This is a genomic window from Hominiventricola filiformis, from assembly GCF_020686965.1.
Taxonomy (GTDB): domain Bacteria; phylum Bacillota; class Clostridia; order Lachnospirales; family Lachnospiraceae; genus Hominiventricola; species Hominiventricola filiformis.
In genome coordinates this window covers 1-20600 of sequence record NZ_JAJEPS010000029.1, presented here as the reverse complement: position 1 = coordinate 20600, position 20600 = coordinate 1, and the positions used below count along the sequence as shown (strand labels likewise).

At 47.9% G+C, this 20600-nt stretch carries 23 protein-coding genes, 2 tRNA genes and 2 riboswitches; all 25 genes read left to right on the top strand.

Translation table 11 applies throughout. The features are described from left to right. A partial coding sequence (gene eutH, locus LKD36_RS16490) for an ethanolamine utilization protein EutH (protein WP_308460305.1) occupies nucleotides 1-327 on the top strand: 327 nt, incomplete at its 5' end. A gap of 36 nt (nucleotides 328-363) precedes the next feature. Continuing rightward, the gene (locus tag LKD36_RS16485) at nucleotides 364-804 is read left to right on the top strand and encodes a cupin domain-containing protein (protein ID WP_308460304.1); all 441 of its coding nucleotides are present in this window, start codon (nucleotides 364-366) and stop codon (nucleotides 802-804) included. Between the two features lie 3 nt (nucleotides 805-807). After that, nucleotides 808-1449: a DUF2284 domain-containing protein gene (locus LKD36_RS16480; RefSeq protein WP_308460303.1), complete on the top strand. Its 642-nt coding sequence runs from the start codon at nucleotides 808-810 to the stop codon at nucleotides 1447-1449. Nucleotides 1450-1563: 114 nt separating this feature from the next. Next, nucleotides 1564-2055: a cob(I)yrinic acid a,c-diamide adenosyltransferase gene (locus tag LKD36_RS16475; protein ID WP_118771700.1), complete on the top strand. Its 492-nt coding sequence runs from the start codon at nucleotides 1564-1566 to the stop codon at nucleotides 2053-2055. A gap of 54 nt (nucleotides 2056-2109) precedes the next feature. Continuing rightward, nucleotides 2110-2287: riboswitch (Lysine riboswitch) on the top strand. A 126-nt stretch (nucleotides 2288-2413) separates the two neighbouring features. Next, nucleotides 2414-3313, top strand: coding sequence for a 4-hydroxy-tetrahydrodipicolinate synthase (dapA, locus tag LKD36_RS16470; RefSeq protein WP_308460302.1), 900 nt, complete (start codon nucleotides 2414-2416; stop codon nucleotides 3311-3313). Beyond that, nucleotides 3313-4080, top strand: a complete 768-nt coding sequence (gene dapB / locus LKD36_RS16465; protein WP_118771703.1) for a 4-hydroxy-tetrahydrodipicolinate reductase — start codon at nucleotides 3313-3315, stop codon at nucleotides 4078-4080. Before dapA ends, dapB begins: the two co-directional genes overlap by 1 nt. Nucleotides 4081-4201: 121 nt before the next feature. Then, nucleotides 4202-4603: a hypothetical protein gene (locus LKD36_RS16460; protein WP_118771704.1), complete on the top strand. Its 402-nt coding sequence runs from the start codon at nucleotides 4202-4204 to the stop codon at nucleotides 4601-4603. 89 nt (nucleotides 4604-4692) lie between these two features. After that, entirely contained in the window at nucleotides 4693-5508 is an 816-nt protein-coding gene (gene hisA, locus LKD36_RS16455) for a phosphoribosylformimino-5-aminoimidazole carboxamide ribotide isomerase (protein WP_308460301.1), read from the top strand. Nucleotides 5509-5520: 12 nt separating this feature from the next. Next, nucleotides 5521-6045, top strand: coding sequence for a ribosome hibernation-promoting factor, HPF/YfiA family (hpf, locus tag LKD36_RS16450; RefSeq protein ID WP_308460300.1), 525 nt, complete (start codon nucleotides 5521-5523; stop codon nucleotides 6043-6045). A 155-nt stretch (nucleotides 6046-6200) separates the two neighbouring features. Continuing rightward, nucleotides 6201-8768, top strand: a complete 2568-nt coding sequence (gene secA, locus LKD36_RS16445) for a preprotein translocase subunit SecA (RefSeq protein ID WP_118771707.1) — start codon at nucleotides 6201-6203, stop codon at nucleotides 8766-8768. 39 nt (nucleotides 8769-8807) lie between these two features. Then, nucleotides 8808-9927, top strand: a protein-coding gene (gene prfB / locus LKD36_RS16440; RefSeq protein WP_118771708.1) for a peptide chain release factor 2 whose coding sequence is annotated in 2 segments (ribosomal slippage) — nucleotides 8808-8882 and nucleotides 8884-9927 — 1119 coding nt in all. Because the reading frame shifts where the segments join, the coding sequence is not laid out codon by codon here. Beyond that, nucleotides 9927-10370, top strand: coding sequence for an ACT domain-containing protein (locus LKD36_RS16435; RefSeq protein ID WP_118771709.1), 444 nt, complete (start codon nucleotides 9927-9929; stop codon nucleotides 10368-10370). The genes prfB and LKD36_RS16435 overlap by 1 nt, the downstream gene beginning before the upstream one ends. A gap of 7 nt (nucleotides 10371-10377) precedes the next feature. Next, nucleotides 10378-11574, top strand: a complete 1197-nt coding sequence (locus LKD36_RS16430; protein ID WP_308460299.1) for a homoserine dehydrogenase — start codon at nucleotides 10378-10380, stop codon at nucleotides 11572-11574. A 24-nt stretch (nucleotides 11575-11598) separates the two neighbouring features. Next, the gene (thrH, locus tag LKD36_RS16425) at nucleotides 11599-12201 is read left to right on the top strand and encodes a bifunctional phosphoserine phosphatase/homoserine phosphotransferase ThrH (RefSeq protein ID WP_308460298.1); all 603 of its coding nucleotides are present in this window, start codon (nucleotides 11599-11601) and stop codon (nucleotides 12199-12201) included. A gap of 6 nt (nucleotides 12202-12207) precedes the next feature. Then, a complete protein-coding gene (locus tag LKD36_RS16420) occupies nucleotides 12208-14355 on the top strand; it encodes a Tex family protein (protein WP_308460297.1) in 2148 nt (715 codons plus the stop codon). 58 nt (nucleotides 14356-14413) lie between these two features. Then, nucleotides 14414-14553: riboswitch (FMN riboswitch) on the top strand. 109 nt (nucleotides 14554-14662) lie between these two features. Further along, the gene (locus LKD36_RS16415; protein WP_308460296.1) at nucleotides 14663-15301 is read left to right on the top strand and encodes an ECF transporter S component; all 639 of its coding nucleotides are present in this window, start codon (nucleotides 14663-14665) and stop codon (nucleotides 15299-15301) included. A 124-nt stretch (nucleotides 15302-15425) separates the two neighbouring features. Continuing rightward, nucleotides 15426-15866 (top strand): tRNA (adenosine(37)-N6)-threonylcarbamoyltransferase complex ATPase subunit type 1 TsaE, encoded by a 441-nt coding sequence (gene tsaE / locus LKD36_RS16410; protein WP_118771721.1) that lies wholly within the window; start codon nucleotides 15426-15428, stop codon nucleotides 15864-15866. 3 nt (nucleotides 15867-15869) lie between these two features. Further along, nucleotides 15870-16658, top strand: a complete 789-nt coding sequence (tsaB, locus tag LKD36_RS16405; protein WP_308460295.1) for a tRNA (adenosine(37)-N6)-threonylcarbamoyltransferase complex dimerization subunit type 1 TsaB — start codon at nucleotides 15870-15872, stop codon at nucleotides 16656-16658. Beyond that, nucleotides 16655-17080: a ribosomal protein S18-alanine N-acetyltransferase gene (gene rimI, locus LKD36_RS16400; RefSeq protein WP_118771715.1), complete on the top strand. Its 426-nt coding sequence runs from the start codon at nucleotides 16655-16657 to the stop codon at nucleotides 17078-17080. Before tsaB ends, rimI begins: the two co-directional genes overlap by 4 nt. 68 nt (nucleotides 17081-17148) lie before the next feature. Beyond that, complete coding sequence (locus LKD36_RS16395) at nucleotides 17149-17397, top strand: hypothetical protein (RefSeq protein ID WP_308460294.1); 249 nt, start codon at nucleotides 17149-17151, stop codon at nucleotides 17395-17397. Nucleotides 17398-17405: 8 nt separating this feature from the next. Continuing rightward, a complete protein-coding gene (locus LKD36_RS16390) occupies nucleotides 17406-18326 on the top strand; it encodes a ribonuclease Z (RefSeq protein ID WP_308460293.1) in 921 nt (306 codons plus the stop codon). A gap of 2 nt (nucleotides 18327-18328) precedes the next feature. After that, nucleotides 18329-19357, top strand: a complete 1029-nt coding sequence (gene tsaD, locus LKD36_RS16385; RefSeq protein WP_308460292.1) for a tRNA (adenosine(37)-N6)-threonylcarbamoyltransferase complex transferase subunit TsaD — start codon at nucleotides 18329-18331, stop codon at nucleotides 19355-19357. Nucleotides 19358-19360: 3 nt separating this feature from the next. Next, a complete protein-coding gene (ispD, locus tag LKD36_RS16380; RefSeq protein ID WP_308460291.1) occupies nucleotides 19361-20086 on the top strand; it encodes a 2-C-methyl-D-erythritol 4-phosphate cytidylyltransferase in 726 nt (241 codons plus the stop codon). A gap of 122 nt (nucleotides 20087-20208) precedes the next feature. Then, nucleotides 20209-20294 (top strand) — tRNA-Ser (locus tag LKD36_RS16375). A 61-nt stretch (nucleotides 20295-20355) separates the two neighbouring features. Then, a tRNA-Ser gene (locus LKD36_RS16370) sits at nucleotides 20356-20444 on the top strand. The last annotated feature ends 156 nt before the right edge of the window (nucleotides 20445-20600 follow it).

The window sequence follows — 20600 nt, the reverse complement described above, 5'->3', positions numbered from 1 at the left end:
GAAAAACTGGGTATGGACGAGAATGGTTCTGCAGGACTGGTAGCGACTCTGGCTAACAATATTGCAATGTTCAATATTATGGATAAGATGAACCCGAAGGGCAAACTCTTAAACGTTGCATTTGCAGTATCCGCAGCATTCGTATTCGGCGATCATCTTGGATTTACCGCTGGTGTAAACTCCGATATGATTTTCCCGGTTATCGTTGGTAAGCTGGTTGCAGGTATCACTGCCCTGATTCTTGCCAATGCACTGGCTCCGATGCTTCTTTCTAAAGTAGAAGCTTCTGTTGCAAAAGCAAAAGCAGAAGAGGAAACTGAGCAGTAAAATTCCGCTTCATGAAAATGAAAGGATGGACACCGTATGAACGTAAGTGAAGAACTGATCCGCGAGATCGTGCAGAAAGTTCTGGCGGAAGCCAAACAGCAGGAGAGCGGAGAGGATTTTGTAAAAGAAAAAGACCCAAGTGGTATTATCAAGATTGCTACAGAAACTGTCAAATGCGAGCGTTTTGAGCAGGACGGTGTGGCACTGAAAGACGTGGTAACCCTTGAGGAAGCACCGAGAATGGGCTGTGGAATCATGGAGCTTGACCACACCAGCTTTGAGTGGACACTGACCTATGATGAATATGATCTCGTACTGGAAGGTACTCTGGAGATCGAGATTGACGGACGCGTGGTAACGGCAGGACCGGGACAGATCATCTACATCCCGAAGAACAGCCATATCCACTTCCAGACTCCGGATAAGACCAGGTATGCATATTTTGTATATCCGGCAAACTGGGCAGATCTGGCATAAAAAATGCACAGAAGATACTGGCTGCCGGGGGAAGAGATTCCTCCGGCAGTTGTGACATCAGGAGGGAAAGAAGGTGAGCTTGTCATGGCATCTGTAAAATATGATATCGAAGTACAGGTGAGCAGAGTTTCCGTAAGCCGGCTGTTGTCGGAATACTGGAATCCGGATCCGGTACGGGAAGCCTGCAAGCTCTGCCCGGACTATGGAAAAGTATGGTCCTGTCCACCGGGGGTGCCGGAGGCGGATGATTATCTGAAGCCATTCCGGGAAGGATTTCTAATCGCAGTGAAGGTAAAATACCCGGAGGAGACGAGAACACTGGCGGTGTCTGCGGCGAAAGCACAGGAGATCCGGAATCAGACCTATGAAAAAGTAAAACGGAATCTTTTGCTGACACTTCTGGAGCTGGAAAAAGAATTTCCAGGAGGAATCTGTATTGGAGCAGGACGCTGTATCTTGTGCAGCCACTGTGCAAGACAGGACGGCGAATCCTGCAGGTATCCGAAGCTCAGACGATATTCTATAACCGCCTTCGGCTTTGATTTTGCAAGAATGGTCCGTGATCTTCTTGGAATCGAACTGCTCTGGAGTCCGGATGGACTTCCAGAATATGATGTGGCGGTATCAGGACTGTTTTATACGTAAGAGAAATCCTGCAGGAGACACTGCAGGATTTTTCTATCTGGTTGCAATTACTCAGTGACTGGTGTAAAATAAAAACAGGCAGTTTAGTTCTTATATCAGAAATGTGAGGGCATTATGAAAGAAGGAAAGTTACAGATCTATTGCGGAAATGGAAAAGGCAAGACGACAGCAGCAATCGGTCAGGCAATCAGGGAAGCCAGCAAGGGCCGCTCCGTATTCATTGTACAGTTCCTGAAAGGTAAGCAGGAGGAGGAGATCAGCTTCATCAAACGGCTGGAGCCGGAGATCAAGCTTTTTCGTTTTCAGAAGAGAGAAGAAGCATTTGAGAATCTGACAGAGCAGGAGAAGGAAGAAGAGATTCCAAATCTGAAAAACGGCCTGAACTTTGCCAGAAAAGTACTTGCAACCGGAGAGTGTGATGTCCTGATTCTGGACGAGGTTCTGGGGCTCCCAGAACGGGAAATTGCCACACTGGAAGAACTCCATTCACTGCTGGAAGCAGCGGAAAATACCGATCTGATATTTACCGGGATCCGACTGTATCCGGAGATGCTGGAATGGGCGGATGAAGTCTATGAGATCAGCGTGCTGAAAGAGTCAGAATAAAACAATTCGGTGTGTTGACAAAGAAATAGATAAATGCTATATTGAACTCACTAGGTAAGAGATAGAGGTCGCGCGAATCAAGAGTAGGTCGTTGGATGTGTGCAGGCACAGGAGAAAGCGTCGGAAAGGGAAGAGCGCCGAAAGGCCGGAAGCCCTGTAGAAGCCGGTTCTTGGGCATGGAATGAAGAATTTCATGACTGTCATCGTTTTCCGATGAAGCGCTATCCGGGCAGAAGAGATTTTTTGAATGTATTCTGGAGAGGCGTGCACGGGTACGCCTCTTTTTTCATCTATCAGATGGATTAGATTCGTCGTAGATTACATATTTTATAACAAATGATCAGGAGGGGAAAAAAACATGTCTATTTTTACAGGTGCAGGAGTTGCGATTATTACTCCGATGACAGAGACAGGAGCAGTGAATTATCCGAAACTGGAGGAGATTCTGGAGTACCAGATTGCGAATGGTACGGACGCCATCATTATCTGTGGAACGACCGGTGAGTCATCTACCCTGAGCCATGAGGAGCATCTGGAAGCAATTCGGTTTACGGCAGAGAAGGTTGCCGGAAGAATCCCGGTTATCGCAGGTACCGGTTCTAATTGTACAGAGACCGCTATCTATCTTTCTCAGGAAGCAGAAAAATACGGTGTGGACGGCGTTCTCCTGGTAACTCCGTACTACAATAAAGCGACTCAGAAGGGTCTGATTGCACATTTTACAAAGATTGCGAATTCCATCAAAATTCCGGTAATCCTGTACAATATCCAGAGCCGTACCGGCGTGAATATTGCACCGGAGACCATGGCATATCTGGCAAAGAATGTTGAAAATATCGTAGGTGTGAAAGAGGCAAGTGGAAATATTTCCCAGATTGCCAAGATCGCGGAACTCTGTGGTGAGTCCTTTGATATTTATTCCGGAAATGATGACCAGGTCGTACCGCTTCTTTCACTTGGCGGAAAAGGTGTTATCTCCGTACTTTCCAATATTGCACCGAAAGAGACTCACGATATCGTGGCAAAATTCATGGACGGAGATGTAAAAGGAAGCCGTGAACTTCAGCTGCGTGCACTTCCGCTGATCGAGAAACTGTTCTGCGAGGTAAATCCGATTCCGGTAAAAGCAGCAATGAACATGCTTGGATGGGAAGTAGGTCCTCTTCGTATGCCGCTGTCTGAGATGGAAGAAGAGCATCAGAAAGAACTGAAAGCAGCTATGGATGCATTCGGTGTAAAGGCAAAAGGAGAGAACTAATGGTAAAGGCAATTATGCATGGCTGTAATGGCCATATGGGACAGGTGATCACTGGTCTGATCAAAGACGATCCGGAGATTGAGATTGTAGCGGGGATTGATCCGGTGGACTGCCGTGATAACGGATATCCGGTGTTCCCGAATCTGCATGCCTGTACAGTGGATGCGGATGTGATCATTGATTTCACATCTGCAAAAGCGGCCGACGGTCTGATTAACTACTGTGTGGAGAAGAAACTTCCGGTTGTACTCTGTTCTACAGGCCTTTCTGAGGAGCAGTTGGCATCGGTAGAAGCTGCAAGCAAACAGGTGGCAGTGCTGAAATCCGCTAATATGTCCCTTGGAATTAATATGCTTATGAAACTTCTGCAGGATGCTGCGAAGATTCTTGTACCGGCAGGATTTGATATTGAGATCGTGGAAAAACATCACAATAGAAAGCTCGACGCTCCGAGCGGTACTGCGCTGGCACTTGCAGACGCTATTAACGACGGTGTGCTGAACAGCGAATATGCTTACAAATATGACCGCAGTCAGGATCATCACAAGAGAGAGAAGAAGGAGATCGGTATTTCTGCAGTCCGTGGCGGCACCATCGTCGGGGACCATGATGTGATTTTTGCAGGAACAGACGAAGTGATCACCTTCAGCCATACCGCATATTCCCGTGCAATTTTTGGAAAGGGCGCTATTCAGGCAGCCAAATTCCTGGCAGGAAAACCGGCAGGTTATTACCATATGAGCGACGTGATTGACGCGCAGGCATAAATGAAAGATCGTGCTCCGGCAGAAATGAAAATTCATTTCTGCCGGATTTTTTTGTATATAGAGTATAAAAACGGAAGAACCGTCCATATTAACAACAGAAAAAAGAAAAGGAGAGACTTTTATGAAAAAGTGGAAAAAAAGCGCTGCCAGTATGCTCCTTCTGCTGTTAATGGTGTCCGTGGCTGCTTGCGGCAGAAATAACGGAACGGCAGCAGATGAGAACGCAGGTACTGGCAATGAAGCCGGAGTGGAAAATAACAGTGGAAATACAGGCCTGGATGGAAGGCCCTTTGATGAGATTCTCTTCGATACGGATGGTGATGGCATTTATGATCATACGGATGTGGATGGAGATGGACTTCTGGAGGAGATCGGAAGAGATGCCAATGATGTGGTGGATGATGTGGTAAACGGCGTAACAGAAACTGGTGATACGTTGATGGATGGAGTAGATGATGTGGTAGATGGTGGAGAAAACGGTACGGATGGTACCGGCAATGTGGATAACAATGCAGTAGAATAGCAATTGAGAAAAACAGAATTTCCAGTTATAATGAAATCCGGGCGGTCAGAATGCTGCCCGGACTTACGAAAAAGATGAGGTATAAGAAAATGGAATTCCGTCCGTGCATTGATATACATAACGGCTGTGTGAAGCAGATTGTTGGAGGCAGTTTGAAAGACGAGGGAAATCAGGCCAGTGAGAACTTTGTGTCTGAGCAGGATGCGGCATTTTATGCGGAACTTTACCGGAAACAGGGAATCCGGGGCGGTCATGTGATTCTGCTCAACAAAGAGGGCAGCGAATATTATGAGGCGACCAGACAGCAGGCATTTGGCGCATTGAGAGCTTATCCGGGCGGGCTGCAGATTGGCGGTGGTATTCATCCGGAAAATGCAGAAGAATACCTGGAGGCGGGGGCCAGCCATGTGATTGTGACATCCTATGTATTCAGAGACGGTCAGATGGACCGGGAGCATCTGAACCGAATGGTTCGCACAGTGGGAACGGAACATCTGGTACTGGATTTGAGCTGCCGCAGAAAAGGAGATCAGTATTACATTGTAACCGACCGGTGGCAGAAGTTCACGAATGTGGTACTCACACCGGAGGTGCTTGATGAACTGGCAGGATGCTGCTCGGAATTCCTGATCCATGCGGTAGATGTGGAAGGAAAGGCGAGGGGTATCGAAAAGCCGCTGGCAGAGATGCTGGGAGCCTGGAACGGCATTCCTGTTACTTATGCGGGAGGCATCGGAGGTTTTGAGGATCTGCGGGAATTGAAGACGCTCGGAAGGAACCGTCTGAACGTGACCATCGGCAGTGCACTGGACCTGTTCGGCGGCCCCATGAATTATGAAGAGACTGTGAAATTCATTGCACAACAGGGCGAAAAATGGTATAATACAGACAACATCAAAAAGTAAAGGAGTGATTTTATGCGTTATATCATTAGCGGCAAAAATCTGGACATTACTGAGGGCCTTCGTTCTGCAGTGACGGAAAAGCTGGGAAAGCTGGAACGGTATTTTACTCCTGATACCGAAGTCTATGTAACCTTAAGCGTTGAGAAAGAACGCCAGAAGATCGAGGTTACTATCCCGGTAAAAGGCAATATTATTCGTTCGGAGCAGTCCAGCACGGACATGTACGTATCCATTGATCTGGTAGAAGAAGTTATCGAGCGCCAGCTGCGCAAGTACAAAAACAAACTTGTGGCAAGACAGCAGGGTGGAGGAAACTTCCAGAAAGAGTTCCTGGAGAAGGAAGTCGACGATCAGGAAGTTAAGATTATCCGTTCTAAGAAATTTGATATCAAGCCCATGTATCCGGAAGATGCATGTGTGCAGATGGAACTTCTGGGACATAATTTCTTTGCCTTTGTCAATGCAGAGACTGATGACATCAGCGTTGTGTACAAGCGGAAAGGCGGTACCTACGGCATTATGGAACCGGACAGATAAATTTGAATTTACAGGACCGGCAGGAATTCTCCTGCCGGTCCTTTTGGTTATATCGTTCACAATTATTTACTTTGAATATTTACAAAGCTATGCTATAATGTCCTTTGTGTAAGTAGAATGTCCGACGAGTACGGACATGTGAATAGGAGAACTGTATGAATATTATTGACAAACTATTTGGAACTCACAGTGAGCGTGAGCTGAAACTGATCATGCCCACCATCGACAAGATTGAGGCTCTGCGTCCGACCATGCAGGCTTTAAGTGATGAGCAGCTGAGGAACAAAACAAAAGAATACAAGCAGAGACTGGCAGAAGGGGAGACACTGGATGATCTTCTTCCGGAGGCATTTGCCACTGTCAGAGAGGCTGCAAAACGTGTGCTTGGAATGGAGCACTATCGCGTACAGCTGATCGGAGGTATGATCCTTCATCAGGGACGTATCGCAGAGATGAAGACCGGTGAAGGTAAGACCCTTGTCTCTACTCTTCCGGCATACTTAAATGCGCTGGACGGCAAGGGCGTCCATGTCGTAACGGTTAATGATTACCTGGCAAGCCGTGATGCCGGCTGGATGGGTAAAGTCCATGAATTTCTGGGACTGACCGTAGGTGTGGTACTGAACGCTTCCACAAAAGAAGAGCGCCGCGCCGCATATAACTGCGACATTACCTATGTCACCAATAACGAGCTTGGTTTCGACTATCTGCGTGACAATATGGTAATCTATAAAGAGCAGCTGGTACAGAGAGATCTGCATTATGCCATCATCGATGAGATCGACTCTATCCTGATTGATGAGGCAAGAACACCACTGATTATTTCCGGACAGAGTGGAAAGTCTACCAAACTCTATGAGCTGTGCGATTATGTGGCACATACGCTGACAAGAGGAGAGGCAAGCAAGGAATTTTCAAAGATGGATGCCATCATGGGTGAGGAGATCGAGGAGACCGGAGATTTCATCGTCAACGAGAAAGATAAGATCGTGCATCTGACCGCTGATGGTATCAAGAAAGTAGAGCAGTTCTTCAAGATTGAGAATCTGGCCGATCCGGAAAACCTGGAGATCCAGCACAATATGGAGCTGGCGCTGCGTGCCAACAACCTCATGTTCCGCGACCAGGATTATGTGGTAAAAGATGATCAGATCTTTATCGTTGATGAATTTACCGGACGTATCATGCCAGGCCGCCGTTATTCCGACGGACTTCATCAGGCCATTGAGGCGAAGGAACATGTAAAGGTAAAACGTGAGAGCAAGACCCTTGCAAATATTACGTTCCAGAACTTCTTTAATAAATATGATAAGAAATCCGGTATGACCGGTACCGCACAGACGGAGGAGAAAGAGTTCCGCGCCATCTACGGTATGGATGTTGTGGAGATCCCGACCAACCGTCCGGTAATCCGTAAAGATCTTCAGGATGCGGTATACAAGACAAAAAAAGAAAAATTCCATGCAGTCTGTGATGAGATCGAGAAGGCACATGCTACCGGACAGCCGGTACTGGTAGGTACCATTACGATCGAGACTTCCGAGGAGCTGAGCAGAATGCTTCAGAAGCGCGGCATCAAGCATGAGGTGCTGAATGCGAAGTTCCATGAGCGTGAAGCTGAGATCGTTGCTCTGGCGGGACAGCACGGAGCTGTTACCATTGCAACTAATATGGCGGGCCGTGGTACTGATATTAAACTGGATGATGAGGCAAAGGCAGCAGGTGGTCTGAAGATCATCGGTACAGAGCGTCATGAGTCCAGACGTATTGACAACCAGCTGCGTGGACGTTCCGGACGACAGGGGGATCCGGGTGAGTCCCGCTTCTATATCTCTCTGGAAGACGATCTGATGAGACTGTTCGGTTCCGAGCGTCTCATGAGTGCATTCAACGCACTGGGTGTTCCGGAAAATGAGCAGATTGAACATAAGATGCTGACCAGTGCTATCGAGAAGGCACAGATGAAGATCGAGAACAACAACTTCGGTATTCGTAAAAACCTTCTGGAATATGACCAGGTGATGAATGAGCAGAGAGAGATTATTTATGCAGAGCGCCGCCGCGTGCTGGATGGTGAGAGCATGAGAGACTCCATCTACAAGATGATTGCAGATGTAGTAGAAAATGCAGTAGATACCTTTATCGGTGACGATCAGGAGCCGGAAGAGTGGGATCTGTCAGGTCTTAACGAGACTCTGCTTCCGGTCATTCCATTTGAGCCGATCACCGCTGAGCGTCTGGATGTAAAGAACCGTGAAGAACTGAAGCATGCGCTCAAACAGGAAGGCACGAAGCTCTATGAGGCAAAAGAGGCAGAGTTCCCGAATCCGGAGATGATCCGTGAGCTGGAGCGTGTATTTCTGCTGAAAGTCATTGACCGGAAGTGGATGAACCATATCGACGATATGGAACAGCTGCGTCAGGGTATCGGCCTGCAGGCATATGGCCAGAGAGATCCGCTGGTAGAGTACAAGATGAACGGTTATGAGATGTTCGAGGCAATGACTGCAAGCATTCAGGAAGATACCGTTCGTCTGCTCATGCATGTGAAGATTGAAGAGAAAGCAGAACGTGAGGAAGTAGCTCAGGTAACCGGAACCAACAAGGATGATTCCCTTGGAAAGAAGCCGGTACAGAGAGCAGCGCAGAAAGTATATCCGAACGATCCGTGCCCATGCGGCAGCGGCAAGAAGTATAAACAGTGCTGCGGACGTGCAAAATAAGATTTTATAATGAAATAGAAAAAGAAAGAAGGTGTGGTTATGGTAGAACTTGATCAGTTTAAATATACACTGAGCAGCTACGCAAAACCCATGACAGAACTGAGGGATTCACTTTGACCTGGCTTCAAAGACGCTCAGGATCGAAGAATTAGAAAGAGAGATGGAGGCTCCAGGCTACTGGGATCAGGTAGAACAGTCCCAGGCAGGCATGAGAGAACTCAATACACTCAAAGAAGAAAAACAGAAATTTGAAGATTTGCAGGGACAGTACGAGGATATCGAGACTCTGCTGGAAATGGGATATGAGGAGGATGATCCTTCTCTGATCCCGGAGATCCAGTCCGAGCTGGATGAATTTGTCGAAAAATTTGAGACCATGCGGATTAAGACGCTTCTCTCAGGAGAATATGACAGAAGCAATGCCATTTTGAAACTGAACGCAGGAGCAGGCGGAACCGAGAGCTGTGACTGGGCGGGCATGCTGTACCGTATGTATACCCGTTGGGCAGAACGAAAAGGATTTACCGTGGAAGTGCTCGACTATCTGGAAGGTGATGAGGCGGGCATCAAGTCCGTCACATTCCAGGTCAACGGCGAGAATGCCTACGGCTATCTGAAGTCCGAGAAAGGCGTTCACCGTCTCGTACGTATTTCCCCGTTTAATGCACAGGGAAAACGCCAGACTTCATTTGTATCCTGCGATGTTATGCCGGATATTGAGGATGAGATTGATATCGAGATTAATCCGGACGACCTGCGTGTGGATACGTACCGTTCCAGCGGTGCCGGCGGACAGCATATCAATAAGACATCCTCCGCAATCCGTATTACCCATCTGCCCACCGGAATTGTGGTGCAGTGTCAGAATGAACGTTCACAGCATCAGAATAAAGACAAAGCCATGCAGATGCTGAAAGCAAAGCTGTATCTTCTGGAGCAGCAGAAACAGGCAGAAAAACTCTCCGGTATCCGTGGAGAGGTCAGCGATATTGCATGGGGTAATCAGATCCGCTCTTATGTTATGCAGCCCTACACACTGGTTAAAGATCATCGTACCGGTGCGGAGGTCAGCAATGTGGATGCGGTGATGGATGGCAAGATTGATCCGTTTATCAATGCATATCTGAAATGGATCAACCTGAGTCCGGAGGAAAAATGATGACAGAAAAAGGAAAATACTTTGTGCTGAAACAGAAAGCAGTGCCGGAGGTGCTGTTGAAAGTGGTAGAGGCTAAACGGATGCTGGATAGCGATCCGTCTATGACGGTACAGGAAGCAACTGACCGTCTCGGCATCAGCAGAAGTTCATTTTACAAATACAAAGATGATATCTTTCCGTTTCATGATGAAGCGAAAGGAAAGACAGTCACGTTTGTTCTTCAGATGGAAGATGAACCGGGACTTTTATCCACCGTATTGAATACAATCGCGGAATTTGGAGCGAATATCCTGACTATTCACCAGACGATTCCGATCAATGGGGTAGCATCCCTGACGCTCAGTGTGGAAGTGCTTCCTACTGCGGGAGATGCATCCGCCATGATCGAGAAGATCGAGGAACAGTCGGGAATCCGTTATCTGAAAATATTAGGCAGGGAGTAGAATACCAATGATAAAAGCAGCAATCATGGGATATGGCACCGTAGGATCAGGTGTATATGAAGTTATCAAAAAAAACCAGGTAAGCATCAACAAAAAAGTAGGACAGGAACTGAAAGTACAGTATGTGCTGGACTTGAGAGAATTTCCGGGTGATCCGGTCATGGATGTCCTGACACATGATTTTGAAGATATTATCAAAGATGATGAAGTAAAGATTGTGGCAGAAGTTATGGGCGGACTGCATCCGGCCTATGAATTTACCAAACGTTGTCTGGAGGCAGGAAAAAGTGTCTGCACCTCCAATAAGGAACTGGTGGCAGAGCATGGGGCGGAACTCATCCGGATTGCAAAAGACCATCAGGTAAACTATCTGTTTGAGGCCAGCGTAGGAGGCGGTATACCGATTATCCGTCCGCTGAATTCTTCTCTGACTGCAGATGTGATCGTGGAGATCTCCGGTATTTTAAACGGAACTACCAACTATATGCTGACCAAGATGTCCAGAGAAGGACTGAATTATGGCGATGTACTGAAAGAGGCACAGGCAAAAGGCTATGCGGAGCTTCATCCGGAAGCAGACGTGGAAGGATGGGATGCATGTCGTAAGATTGCGATTCTGACTTCTCTTGCCAGCGGCAATCAGGTGGATTTCCACGATATTTATACCGAAGGCATTACAAAGGTGACGTCCGAAGATTTCGCATATGCAAAGAAGATGGGCTGTGCCATCAAACTGCTGGCAGTCAGCAAGAAGATGGGAGAGACCTACTGTGCTATGGTAGCACCGGCACTGGTCCGCAAAGAAAATCCGCTTTATATGGTAAATGACGTATTCAATGCCGTATGCGTGGAAGGAAATATGCTCGGAGCATCCATGTTCTATGGAAGCGGAGCAGGCAAGCTGCCGACCGCAAGTGCTGTGGCAGGTGACATGGTGGATGCCGCCAGACATATCGGAAAAGTTGTTACCATCTTCTGGAATCCGGAGAAGCTTACCCTGGCTCCGAAGGAGAAGATGACGCACCGTTTCTTCGTCCGTATGAAATCCGATGCAAAAGATGCAAAGGTATTCGGCGATGTGGAGATGATCGATGCAGGAATCAGGAGAGAGATCGGATTCCTGACACCGGTAATGTCCGAAGGGGAGTTTGAAGAAAAAGCAAAAGGACTTGATATCATCAGCATGATCCGTATGGAAGGTTAATGTCTGAGACAGGAGGAAAGTATCATGGATATTGTGTGTTTGGATCTGGAAGGTGTACTTGTTCCGGAAATCTGGATTGCGTTTGCTGAGGCCAGCGGAATCCCTGAACTGAAGAGAACGACCCGGGATGAGCCGGATTATGACAAACTTATGAAATGGCGTCTCGGAATCCTGAAAGAACATGGACTTGGCCTGAAAGAGATTCAGGAGACTATTGCGAAAATTAATCCGCTGCCTGGCGCAAAGGAGTTTCTGGATGAACTCCGTTCTATTACACAGGTTATCATCATCAGTGATACCTTTACCCAGTTTGCAAAACCGCTGATGAAGAAGCTGGGATGGCCGACGTTGTTCTGCAATTCACTGGAGGTGGCAGAAGACGGAACCATCACCGGATTTAAAATGAGAATTGAAAACTCAAAACTGACGACGGTCAAAGCACTGCAGTCCGCAGGCTTTGAGACCATCGCTGCAGGAGACAGTTTTAATGATCTTGGAATGATCAAAGCCAGCAAGGCAGGATTCCTGTTCCGTACCACGGATCAGATTAAAAAAGATTACCCGGAACTGAGAGCTCTGGAGACCTATGACGAGTTCCTGGATGCAATTAAGGGAGCACTTGGATAACAGAATATGGATATTATACAGAAAATAACAGAAGAACTTCAAGTAAAAAAGGGGCAGGTAGAGGCAGCTGTCAAATTGATTGATGAGGGAAATACCATTCCGTTCATTTCCCGTTACCGTAAGGAGGCGACTGGTGCACTCAATGACGAGCAGCTTCGTAACCTTGATGAACGGCTGACCTATCTCCGAAATCTGGAAGAAAAGAAAGCGCAGGTTATTTCCAGTATTGATGAGCAGGGAAAACTGACGGAGGAGCTGCGCGCGGCCATCGAAAATGCCCAGACGCAGGTGGCGGTGGATGATCTTTACCGCCCGTATCGTCCGAAACGCCGTACCAGAGCCATCATTGCGAAAGAAAAAGGATTGGAAGGCCTGGCGAATGTGATTCTTCTGCAGATGACGAAGCAGCCGCTGGAAGAAGAGGCGAAGGCTTATGTATCAGAGGAAAAGGGAGTGGCAGACGAACAGGAAGCCATTGCCGGTGCCATGGATATTATCGCGGAGAGTATTTCCGATGAGGCAGATTACCGTACATGGATCCGGAACAAGACCATGAAAGAGGGTCTGATCAATGCGGAAGCAAAAGATGATCAGGCGCAATCTGTCTATGAGACATATTATCACTTCAGTCAGTCCATCAGCAAGATGGCAGGACATCGGACGCTGGCCCTGAACAGAGGAGAATCCGAGAAAGTGCTGACAGTGAAAGTGGAAGCCCCGGAGGCAGAGATCTTAAGTTATCTGGAAAGCCGCGTGATCAGTAAGGAAAATCCTTATACCTCTCCGGTTCTGGAAGCAGTAGTAAAGGACAGTTACAGCCGTCTCATTGCTCCGGCTATTGAGCGTGAGATCAGAAATACACTGACTGAGGATGCGGAAGAAGGGGCTATCCATGTGTTTGGTAAAAACCTGGAGCAGCTTCTGATGCAGCCGCCGATTGCAGGGCAGACTGTTCTTGGCTGGGATCCGGCATTCCGCACTGGCTGCAAACTGGCAGTTGTTGATCCGACCGGCAAGGTGCTGGATACGGTGGTCATCTACCCGACAGCTCCGCAGAACAAAGTAAAAGAAGCAAAAGAAGTGCTGAAAAAGCTGATCAGCAAATATCATATTACGCTCATTTCTCTTGGAAATGGAACCGCATCCAGAGAGTCTGAACAGGTGATTGTGGAACTATTGAAGGAAATCCCGGAGAAAGTGCAGTATGTCATTGTCAGCGAATCCGGAGCATCCGTCTATTCTGCCAGCAAGCTGGCGACGGAAGAGTTCCCGAACTTTGATGTGGGACAGCGGAGCGCAGCGTCTATCGCAAGACGTCTTCAGGACCCGCTGGCAGAGCTGGTGAAGATTGATCCGAAAGCCATCGGCGTCGGACAGTATCAGCATGACATGAACCAGAAACGGCTAAGCGAAGCGTTGGGCGGCGTGGTGGAAGATTCTGTCAACAAAGTCGGTGTAGACTTGAATACGGCATCAGCGCCTCTTCTGGAATATATTTCAGGTATCACGAAGACGCTGGCGAAAAATATTGTGGCTTACCGTGAGGCAAACGGCCGCTTTGCCGACAGACGGCAGCTTCTGAAAGTTCCAAAGCTGGGACCAAAGGCATATGAACAGTGCGCCGGTTTCCTGCGTATCATGAACGGAGATAATCCGCTGGATGCGACCAGTGTCCATCCGGAGAGCTATGAGGCAGCAACGAAGCTTTTGACTTCCCTTGGATATTCCGCAAAGGATATTGCCGGAGGCGGACTGAAGGGAATTTCAAAGAAGGTGCTTCATCCGAAGGAGACAGCGGCTGAACTGAGCGTTGGTGAACTGACGCTTCAGGATATCGTGCAGGAACTGGAAAAACCAGCCCGTGACCCGAGAGACGAGATGCCCCGTCCGGTACTGAGAAGTGATGTGTTGGATATGAAGGATCTGACACCGGGCATGGTGCTGAAAGGAACTGTCCGCAATATTATGGACTTCGGGGCTTTCGTGGATATCGGCGTCCATCAGGACGGCCTGGTACACGTGTCAGAAATGTCGGAGAAGTTCATCAAACACCCGCTGGATGTGGTGAAAGTCGGTGATGTAGTCGACGTGAAGGTGCTGGCGGTGGATGTGCAGAAGAAGCGGATTTCCCTGTCTATGAAGCTGCAGAAATAATTTTTCTGTTGCATAAACAGAAAAACAGAGTTATACTACGTGATGTAAAAAAGAATAAGAGATTCTTCGGGGCGGGGCGTAATTCCCCACCGGCGGTGTATTTCCTTTTGGAAAAAGAAGTCCGCGACCCGCAGCAATGCGGCTGAACCGGTGTGATTCCGGTACCGACAGTTACAGTCTGGATGAGAGAAGAAAATTCCATGCGATATAAAGAAGCGTGAAGACCCCGGATATGATATATCCGGGGTCTTTATATTACAGGAACCGTTTTCTCCGGCTGGATCTCTTGAAGAAAAGGAGAAAGATTATGAAGACAACAACCGCAGCAACCGCTAATCCAACCGTAAGGACCACCACCACCACACGTACCATTGTCTGTGTGGGCATGCTGGCCGCCATTTCTACCATCCTGATGCTTTTTGAATTTCCGCTGCCATTTATCGCACCGGGATTTTATGAGCTGGATTTCAGTGAGGTGCCGATTTTGATTGGTGCATTTGCGCTGGGACCGGTGGCAGGTGTTCTCACAGAGCTGGTAAAGATTCTGCTGAACCTTGTGATTAATGGAACGAATACCGCATTTGTCGGTGAATTTGCCAATTTTGTAATGGGATGTGCATTTGTTGTTCCGGCTTCTGTGATTTATAAAAGGAAGAAAAATCGTCAGCACGCGATGATCGGACTTGTAGCAGGTACCGTAATTATGTCAGTGGCAGCAGTATTTATCAATGCGCTGGTGCTTCTTCCGGCTTATGCAAAAGCATTTGGAATGCCTGTTGATGCATTTGTACAGATGGGTACAGCTATTAATCCGGCTATCAACGGTATCTGGACCTTTGTACTTCTGGCAGTGGCGCCGTTCAACCTGATCAAGGGCGTGCTGGTATCTGTGATTACCGTACTTCTTTACAAGCATATCAGTCCCATTCTGAAAGGAACCAGATAGGAAACATTGTGTTTGAAAAAAAATTGTGCTACAATCATACCACGTATGGTTATAGCGCAATTTTTTTGCGTATACAGCCGAAATGAACCGTTACATTTTACATTTGAGGAGAAATCAGATGAGTATGGTGATAGAAAGTTTTTGCCCAGAGGATACATTTGCGCTGGGACAGAAAATAGGAGAACTGGTAAAGCCGGGAACGGTAATCTCACTGGTGGGTGACCTGGGAGTTGGCAAGACTGTATTCACCCAGGGACTGGCAAAGGGACTTGGAATTACGGAACCGGTAAATAGTCCGACCTTTACCATTGTGCAGGTCTATGATGGCGGCCGGCTTCCTTTTTACCATTTTGACGTATATCGGATCGGTGATATCGAGGAGATGGATGAGATCGGTTACGAGGACTACTTCTACGGAGAGGGCGTCTGCCTGATCGAGTGGGCAGATCTGATCAGGGAACTTCTGCCGGAACATACGGGCAGAATTGTCATAGAGAAAGACCTGGAGAAAGGATTTGATTACCGCAGGATTACCCTGGAGGGAATCGACGAACTGGAGGCTTAAAAGATGATGGAAGAGACATATAAGAAAGTACTGGCGTTGGACAGTTCCGGTCTGGTAGCCAGTGTAGCTGTCGTGGAGGGTGATGGATACAACAGCAATCTGCTGGCAGAGTATACAGTGAATTATAAAAAGACCCATTCACAGACACTCCTGCCTATGCTGGACGCGATTGTGAAGATGACGGAGCTGGATCTGAAAACCATTGATGCCATTGCGGTGGCAGCAGGACCGGGTTCTTTTACCGGACTTCGAATTGGTTCGGCTACAGCAAAAGGGCTGGGTCTTGCACTGGAAAAACCTCTGGTAGCCATTCCAACAGTAGATGCGCTGGCATATAACCTTTATGGAACAGAAGGGCTGATCTGCCCTCTCATGGATGCCAGAAGGAATCAGGTCTATACCGGAATCTATGCGTTTGAGAGCGGGAATATGAAAGTTCTGGAACCTCAGATGGCGGTAGATATTGAAGTGATTGCAGAAAAGCTGTGCCGATATGGAAGAAATGTAGTATTTCTCGGAGACGGAGTGCCGGTATTCCGCCAGAAGCTGGAAAGTGGTCTGCTTGAGCAACTGACGGCAGCCGGAAATCAGTTTGCATTTGCTCCGGCTCATGTCAACAAACAGCGTGCGGGAGCCGTTGGTACACTGGCCTTACAGTATATCCGGGAGGGCAGAACAGAAACGGCAGATGAGCATCAGCCGGAGTACCTTCGTATGGCACAGGCAGAGCGGGAACGTGCAGAAAAAGAACAGGCAGCCAGGGAAGCAGCGCAGAATCAGGTGCATGCATGATCCGTCTGATGGAAGAGCGGGATATCCCGCAGGTGGCGGAGCTTGAACGGCTCTGTTTTTCTACTCCGTGGTCAGAGAACAGTCTGAAGGAAAGTCTTGTACGGCCGGAATACCTGTTTCTGGTAGAAGAGACGGATGGAAAAGTGACAGCGTACGGCGGACTTCTGCAAGTGATGGAAGAAGGAGATGTGACGAATATTGCAGTACACCCCCAACATCGCCTGAAGGGAAGCGGGACACGGGTGACAGAGGCACTTCTGGAAGAAGGAAGAAAGCGCGGCATGACCACATTTACGCTGGAGGTGCGCGTGAGCAATCTGACAGCTGTCCACGTTTATGAAAAACTGGGGTTTCGTTCGGTGGGAATCCGAAAAGGGTTCTACGACGCGCCGAAGGAAGATGCCATGGTCATGTGGCAGTAATCTCCTATTTCCCGGAAATAAGAGCCTGTTTATAATGAAGGCATACCGGAGAAGAGGAGGAACATCATATGCGTGAGTATATGGAAAATGATAAAGATACAGTAAAGAAAATCGTCTGCAATCAGTGCGGAAAAAGCCTGCAGGTGGAAAACGGGATCGTAAAGGAAGGTGTGTTCAGAGGGGTGGCCCGCTGGGGATTCTTTTCTGAAAAGGATGGAGAGATTCATGACTTTGATCTGTGCGAAACCTGTTATGACCGGATGGCCGGTTCTTTCCGGATTCCTGTAGAGAAGGAGGAACAGACGGAACTTTTATAGGAGAGAATATGATAGATGTATGTCTGCTTGGAAGCGGAGGAATGATGCCGCTTCCGTACCGTTGGCTTACTTCGTTGATGGTGCGTTATAATGGAAGCAGCCTTTTGATTGACTGCGGAGAAGGAACTCAGATTGCCATTAAAGAAAAAGGATGGAGTTTCAAACCGATCGATGTGATCTGCTTTACCCACTATCACGGAGATCATATCAGCGGGCTTCCGGGACTTCTTCTGACCATGGGAAATGCGGATCGGAAGGAGCCTCTGACACTGATCGGACCGAAAGGACTGGAGCGTGTGGTCAATGCCTTACGTGTCATTGCGCCGGAGCTTCCATTTCCGATTATTTATAAAGAGATCAACGGGCCGGAGGAAGTGTTTGAATTGAACGGTTACCGCCTGAAGGCATTTAAGGTCAACCATAATGTGATCTGTTATGGCTATACACTGGAACTGGACCGCGCAGGAAAATTCCAGCTGGAGAAAGCTATGGCAATGGATATTCCGAAAATGTACTGGAGCCGCCTGCAGAAGGGCGAGACCATTGTGGACGAGTTGCAGGGCAAGACATACCTGCCGGAGATGGTCATGGGTGCACAACGAAAAGGGATTAAGCTGACCTACTGCACGGACACCCGCCCGACTCAGTCTATCGTGGATAATGCCATGCACTCAGATCTCTTTATCTGTGAAGGTATGTATGGAGAGAAAGATAAGGATGCCAAGGCGAGAGAATATAAGCATATGACCTTCTACGAGGCCGCAAAGCTTGCAAAAAATGCCCAGGTGAAAGAGATGTGGCTGACTCATTACAGCCCGTCATTGACGCGCCCGGAAGAATATATGGATGATGTGAGAAAGATATTCCCTGCGGCGAAGGCGGGAAAGGATAAAAAATCCGTGGAACTGGATTTTGAAGAGGAGAAATAGGAATGGAAGAGAAAAAGGATGTCTATATTCTGGCTATAGAGAGTTCCTGTGACGAGACGGCGGCAGCAGTTGTGAAAAACGGAAGAGAAGTGCTTTCCAACGTGATCTCATCTCAGATCGCATTGCATACGCTGTATGGCGGCGTAGTGCCGGAGATTGCATCACGGAAACATATTGAGAAGATTAACTATGTGATTCGGGAAGCACTTGCGGAAGCGGGTATGAAACTGGAGGAGATGGATGCTATCGGTGTGACCTACGGTCCGGGTCTGGTAGGCGCTTTGCTGGTTGGCGTGGCAGAAGCAAAAGCCATCAGCTATGCGTCCGGTATCCCGCTGGTTGGTGTGCATCATATTGAAGGACATATTTCGGCAAACTATATCCAGGCTCCGGAGCTGGAGCCTCCGTTTATCTGTCTGGTCGTATCTGGCGGACATACTCATCTGGTGGTAGTCAATGATTATGGAAAATATGAGATTATCGGACATACGAGAGACGATGCGGCAGGCGAGGCATTTGACAAGGTAGCCCGTGCCATCGGACTCGGCTATCCGGGCGGACCGAAGATCGATAAGCTGGCGAAGGAAGGTAATCCGGACGCCATTCATTTTCCACGGGCGAAAGTGGAAGATGCGCCCTATGACTTCAGTTTCAGTGGCGTAAAATCTGCAGTGCTCAATCATCTGAACGGATGTAAGATGAAGGGGGAACCTATCGTGGAGGCAGATATCGCGGCATCTTTCCAGAAAGCAGTATGCGACGTTCTGGTGGATCATGCCATGCAGGCAGTCAAAGACTATGGAATCAATAAGCTGGCACTGGCAGGAGGCGTGGCGTCAAATTCAGCGCTGCGTGCAGCCATGAAGGCAGCGTGTGACAAGAAGGAAATTCCGCTTTATTATCCGGCACCTATTCTCTGCACGGATAATGCAGCTATGATCGGAGCAGCGGCATATTATGAGTATATGGCAGGAACCAGATCAGGGCTTGACCTTAATGCAGTGCCGAACTTGAAGCTTGGAGAACGTTAGAAGATGGATAAGAAGAAATGTACAGCGATTATACTGGCAGCAGGCCAGGGAAAACGGATGGGAACCAAAGTACAGAAGCAGTTTCTGAATCTTGGTGGAAAACCGGTACTCTGGTATGCGTTGTATGCATTTGAAAATTCTCCGGTAATCAATGATATCATTCTGGTGACCGGAGCAGATCTGGTGGAATACTGCCAGAGTGAGATCGTGGAGAAATACGGATTCTGTAAAGTGCGTTCCGTGACAGCAGGCGGGGCAGAACGCTATCATTCTGTCTGGAAGGGTCTGTGTGCCATGGGAGATAAGGAGAACCGGATTGTGTTTATTCATGACGGGGCAAGGCCTTTTGTGGATGAAGCCATGATCGGCCGTGCATATGAAGAGGCTTCTGCAAGCGGTGCCTGCGTCATTGGCATGCCTGTGAAAGATACCATCAAGATCGCAGATGAGAATGGATATATTGCATCTACACCGAAGAGAAGCCTGGTATGGCAGATTCAGACTCCCCAGGTATTTGATGCGGAACTGATTGTGTCCGCATACAGGGAAGTGATAGAGCGGGAGCAGGAGCTGTTATCTCAGGGGGTGCAGATCACAGATGATGCCATGGTGGTGGAGTATGTCTGTGAACATCCGGTAAAACTGGTACAGGGTTCCTATGAGAATATGAAGCTTACTACGCCAGATGACTTGGAAGTGGCAGAGGCATTTCTACAAAAAAGACTGTAAATCCGGGCTTTTTTGAAATCTGTAAAAGAAAAGTAAAAAAAATCGAAAAAAATTGGAAAATATAGTTGACAAAATGAGCGTATACTGCTAGAATAACAAAGTCGCTTGTGGAGAGCGCTCATGGAGAGATATCGAAGTGGTCATAACGAGGCGGTCTTGAAAACCGTTTGTCCGCAAGGGCGCGTGGGTTCGAATCCCACTCTCTCCGTTTCACACGAGAGAGTGCGAGAGAACAACAATTTAATAAAACTGTCATGGACAGGCATTTTGGAGAAATACCCAAGTGGCTGAAGGGGCTCCCCTGGAAAGGGAGTAGGTCGTTAACAGCGGCGCGAGGGTTCAAATCCCTCTTTCTCCGCTCTCTTTTAAAAAGAAACAGCTTTGAAAAATAAATAAAAAAGTTGTTGACAAACGAAAGAGAATGTGATAATATATCAGAGTTGCTGCTGAGGCAACGAGATAAACAATGAACCTTGATAATTAAATAGTGCTTTAAAGATCTTCGAAAATTCTT

Bases quoted from the DNA above. Each gene is read 5' to 3' on its own strand.
- LKD36_RS16485 (WP_308460304.1), top strand. From the start codon at position 364: ATGAACGTAAGTGAAGAACTGATCCGCGAGATCGTGCAGAAAGTTCTG.
- LKD36_RS16480 (WP_308460303.1), top strand. From the start codon at position 808: ATGCACAGAAGATACTGGCTGCCGGGGGAAGAGATTCCTCCGGCAGTT.
- LKD36_RS16475 (WP_118771700.1), top strand. From the start codon at position 1,564: ATGAAAGAAGGAAAGTTACAGATCTATTGCGGAAATGGAAAAGGCAAG.
- dapA (WP_308460302.1), top strand. From the start codon at position 2,414: ATGTCTATTTTTACAGGTGCAGGAGTTGCGATTATTACTCCGATGACA.
- dapB (WP_118771703.1), top strand. From the start codon at position 3,313: ATGGTAAAGGCAATTATGCATGGCTGTAATGGCCATATGGGACAGGTG.
- LKD36_RS16460 (WP_118771704.1), top strand. From the start codon at position 4,202: ATGAAAAAGTGGAAAAAAAGCGCTGCCAGTATGCTCCTTCTGCTGTTA.
- hisA (WP_308460301.1), top strand. From the start codon at position 4,693: ATGGAATTCCGTCCGTGCATTGATATACATAACGGCTGTGTGAAGCAG.
- hpf (WP_308460300.1), top strand. From the start codon at position 5,521: ATGCGTTATATCATTAGCGGCAAAAATCTGGACATTACTGAGGGCCTT.
- secA (WP_118771707.1), top strand. From the start codon at position 6,201: ATGAATATTATTGACAAACTATTTGGAACTCACAGTGAGCGTGAGCTG.
- LKD36_RS16435 (WP_118771709.1), top strand. From the start codon at position 9,927: ATGACAGAAAAAGGAAAATACTTTGTGCTGAAACAGAAAGCAGTGCCG.
- LKD36_RS16430 (WP_308460299.1), top strand. From the start codon at position 10,378: ATGATAAAAGCAGCAATCATGGGATATGGCACCGTAGGATCAGGTGTA.
- thrH (WP_308460298.1), top strand. From the start codon at position 11,599: ATGGATATTGTGTGTTTGGATCTGGAAGGTGTACTTGTTCCGGAAATC.
- LKD36_RS16420 (WP_308460297.1), top strand. From the start codon at position 12,208: ATGGATATTATACAGAAAATAACAGAAGAACTTCAAGTAAAAAAGGGG.
- LKD36_RS16415 (WP_308460296.1), top strand. From the start codon at position 14,663: ATGAAGACAACAACCGCAGCAACCGCTAATCCAACCGTAAGGACCACC.
- tsaE (WP_118771721.1), top strand. From the start codon at position 15,426: ATGGTGATAGAAAGTTTTTGCCCAGAGGATACATTTGCGCTGGGACAG.
- tsaB (WP_308460295.1), top strand. From the start codon at position 15,870: ATGATGGAAGAGACATATAAGAAAGTACTGGCGTTGGACAGTTCCGGT.
- rimI (WP_118771715.1), top strand. From the start codon at position 16,655: ATGATCCGTCTGATGGAAGAGCGGGATATCCCGCAGGTGGCGGAGCTT.
- LKD36_RS16395 (WP_308460294.1), top strand. From the start codon at position 17,149: ATGCGTGAGTATATGGAAAATGATAAAGATACAGTAAAGAAAATCGTC.
- LKD36_RS16390 (WP_308460293.1), top strand. From the start codon at position 17,406: ATGATAGATGTATGTCTGCTTGGAAGCGGAGGAATGATGCCGCTTCCG.
- tsaD (WP_308460292.1), top strand. From the start codon at position 18,329: ATGGAAGAGAAAAAGGATGTCTATATTCTGGCTATAGAGAGTTCCTGT.
- ispD (WP_308460291.1), top strand. From the start codon at position 19,361: ATGGATAAGAAGAAATGTACAGCGATTATACTGGCAGCAGGCCAGGGA.